The sequence below is a fragment of the Micromonospora sp. NPDC049799 genome (assembly GCF_040656655.1).
In the GTDB taxonomy this organism is placed as follows: Bacteria; Actinomycetota; Actinomycetes; order Mycobacteriales; family Micromonosporaceae; genus Micromonospora.
Map to the genome: position 1 here is coordinate 1 of NZ_JBFAMU010000705.1, position 2,058 is coordinate 2,058.

Sequence of the window (2,058 nt, forward strand, 5' to 3'; positions counted from 1 at the left end):
GCCCGCGCGGCGTAGGGGAGCGCACGCCAGCCGCGTCGGCGAGCTGGCGGCAATCGCGGGGTTGCGGCTACTGCGCCTCCGGCGGGGGCGCTCCGGCTCCAGGATGGCCAAGACCCGCCAGCGAGGCACGGTCCGTGGGTGGTTGCGGTAGGCCATCCCGCCTGCCCTCGACCCGGGCGAGCCGAGCAGACCACCGCCCGACCCGCCAGCGTCCGTACGTGCGTCAATGTCCGCTTGACATGGCGGGCCGGGCGGTGGCCCGCTCCCCAAAAGGGCGGGTCGAGGGCAGACGGGATGGAATCGCCTGGGCTAGGGCTGACAGCACCAGCGGCTTTCACACCTAAGGTGGTCGGATGTCCCAGCGCTCGGTACCCGCTGAAGAGGTTGACTGGTCGTCGGCGAGCCATGCCTACGGCCCTTCCGTCGAGATCCCGGCCCTACTCCGCTCTATCAGGTCAGACAGCCAGGAGGTCCGCCAAGGTGCATACGGCGATCTCGTCGACCTGCTCGTGCATCAGGGCTCCCGGTTCGAGGCTAGTGCTGCGGTAGCCCCTCACTTGATCGACATTGTTGCTGATCCGGCGGCCCCGGACCGCTTTGCTGCCTGCCAGGTGTTGGCGGCGATCGCGGTGGGCGATGAGAGTTCATGGCTCAGCGATCGTCCTGATCCATCAGACATGAGGGCTGAGGCCCAACGCCGCGCGCCATTGAGCCGAGAGGAGTTGGAAGCGGAGCATCGAGACTGGATCGCAGCGGCACCGAATGAGGAGGAGCGCAGCGCACGGGAACGGCGAGCCGAATGGGGCGACGTCGAGGCAGACCGTGACGAGCAGCGGTGGACGATAGAGGCGTACGACGCGGTGCGGGTCGGGGTGCCTGTCTACGTGGCAGCGCTGGAAGCCTCGGAGGCTGCGGTCCGGCTGTATGCCGCTTACCTGCTCGCCTGGTTTCCTGAGGAAGAGGGCTTGGTTGGCCCAGCGTTGGCCGGTCTGATCCGGCGGGAGCCGGGTCCGGTCGTCGCGGCAGCTGCCTGTGTCGCGGCGGGCCTCGGGTGCCCTAACGGCGGCGAAGCATTGGTCGACGCGCTTTCTAACCGGCGAGGCAGCGTCAACCGTGCCGAGCGCTGGTCGGCGGTGTTGGGCCTGTCGAGAATCCTGAGGAATCCGGACCGATCCTTGGTCAGCGAACTCTATGGATGCCTCTTCGGGGCCACTGAACCCGTGCCCTATTGGCCGTTCCTCGAAGGTGACATGGCCGGCATGGCGGCCCTCACGATCGCAGAATTAACTCCCGAAGTCGCCGGTGATCGAATCGACGTCCTAGCCGAAAGGGCCGCTTCCGCTGATCACACCGCAGATGCCTTTACCCTGCTCACCGCGCTGTTGGACGCAGCCTTCCCCGGCGGGCCGATACCCGACGGTGTGGGATTCGCCGACCTCACCCCAACCCAGCAGAGAGCCCTCTGGACAGTGTTGAGCAGCGGTGTCTTGCCAGCCGCGCCCAGGCTGCTCAGCCGCTACAACCTGCCTGACAGCGAGCAACAACTTCGGACCTGGTGCCGAGCTTGAGGTCTATGGGTAACCGCCCCATCAACGGCCGAGTGACTAACTGGGTGACCATCGGGCCGGACGCCCACGGACGAACGTGGACCCCGGAGGACCCTTCGGACGGCTCAGCCGGGGTGCAGCAGCAGCTCACCGCCCCGTGTTAGTTGCCTGGGGGTCAAGGGGTCGTCGGTTCGAATCCGGCCGTCCCGACAGAGTGAAAGCGCAGGTCAGAGGGCTGGTCCGAAATACTGGGCCGGCCCTTCCCACTTCGTGGGGACCACGCCGGTCAAGTGCGCCGTCTGGTAGCGCTCCTTGACCGCTGGTCAAGTCTCAGGCGTCCAGCCGGTATGCCTGCCGAATCGTTCGCTTTCTAGATCAAGGCGGCCCGCAGAGCGGGCCGCGGCCGGTCAACCCCCGCCGGCAGGCGACCGCCCGCCGGCATCGGCCGGGGCGGGCGGCCCCACAGAACGACCACCACGGCTCAGAAGACCACCGCGCGCCCCCCCCCAAC

General features: G+C 67.7%; 1 protein-coding gene. It reads left to right on the plus strand.

Going from position 1 to position 2,058, the window contains the following annotated elements:
* Nucleotides 1–353 precede the first annotated feature (353 nt).
* A complete protein-coding gene (locus tag AB0I76_RS28535; RefSeq protein ID WP_357041823.1) occupies nt 354–1,568 on the plus strand; it encodes a hypothetical protein in 1,215 nt (404 codons plus the stop codon).
* Nucleotides 1,569–2,058: the final 490 nt, after the last annotated feature.